We start from the raw sequence: 1293 nt of genomic DNA on the forward strand, positions 1-1293 counted from the left end.
CCCGTGGTCAGCCCCCTCCCCGCCCCACAGGGGAACGTGCCCGCGCCTGGAGCTTCGGGCGGATGCGGGTGGATGGACGTCGGATGCATGGTCAACCAGGCGGTCAACGGCTGGTTCACCCGGCTGGTGGTCGAGGCGATCAATCCGGCGTTCGTCATGGTGGGCCGGATTCTGCTGTCCTCGCCTCCGCCGTCGATGCTCGCCCGAGTACGCGAGCTGTCCGATCACGTCCGGCTGATGGCCAACGCGCTGCTGGGGTTGTTCGCGCTGGCGGGCGGCGTGATCGTGATGTCCTACGGCAGCGTGCAGACCTCCACCACGGTCCAGGAGATCGCGCCGCGCCTGGTGGTCGCCGCCATCGCCGTCAACTTCTCGCTTACCGTCTGCGAGTACGCGGTCCAACTGGCCAACGACCTGGTGACAGCGTTGCTCGGCCAGGGCGTGGACGGCCGGCGGGCGGGAGATCTGCTCGCGGGCAAGGTCGCGGGCCTCATCACCGACACCGAGAGCACGTTGCTGTTCTTGGTGCTGATGGCCGGCGTGGCGGTGCTGCTGGGGATCGTGCTGGCCTTCATCGCGTTCGTCCGGATCACGCTGCTGCTGTTCCTGATCATCGCGGCCCCGCTCGCGCTGCTGTGCCACGCACTTCCGCAGACCGAGGGCATCGCCCGGCTGTGGTGGCGCGGCTTCACCGGGGTCCTGGCGATCCAGGTGTTGCAGGCACTGGCGCTGATCCTCGCCTTCAAGGTGTACCTGACCCAGGCCACCGACGTCTTCACCCCACCCCGGCCAGACGCCGGTACGGCCGAGACCGTGCTGGCCCAGCCGGTCGCCAGCCAGGCCATCGACGCCCTGATCCTGATCGGCATTCTCTTCGTCCTGATCAAGATCCCCGGCTGGGTGGCGCGCAGTATTTGGCAGCAGACCCAGCCCAATCTCCTCAAACGCCTGATCAAAGCAGTGATCGTCTACAAGGCGCTGGGAGCGATCGGCGGGGCCCGGAGAGCGGCCAGAAGAAGAACCCGGCCCGGCCCTGGCAGGCGCCCAAGGGGAGCAGCAGGGCCACGGTCTGGCAGTGCCGCACGCCAAGGTCCACGACCCGTTTCAGCAAAGCGGCCATCCACCTCCACGGGAGCACATCCAATGAAGCCACCCTCCCGCTCGGGCGGCCCGCCCCGGCAAGGCGCTGCGCCGCAGCAACTCCAACTGCCGCTCGACCTCCCTCCAGCAGCCCGACGAGCACCTATGGCGTCGGTACAGGCACGACAAGGCCGTCAGACGGCGTTGCCGTTC

1 protein-coding gene is annotated in these 1293 nt (G+C 68.3%); it reads left to right on the forward strand.

Annotated features, from left to right (window positions below; all coding sequences use genetic code 11):
* Positions 1 to 72: 72 nt before the first annotated feature.
* Positions 73 to 1293 (forward strand): TrbL/VirB6 family protein (locus C1I98_RS38950; RefSeq protein WP_199537565.1); only part of this gene is annotated, 1221 nt, incomplete at its 3' end.

Source organism: Spongiactinospora gelatinilytica (assembly GCF_003236385.1).
GTDB classification, from domain to species: Bacteria; Actinomycetota; Actinomycetes; order Streptosporangiales; family Streptosporangiaceae; genus Spongiactinospora; species Spongiactinospora gelatinilytica.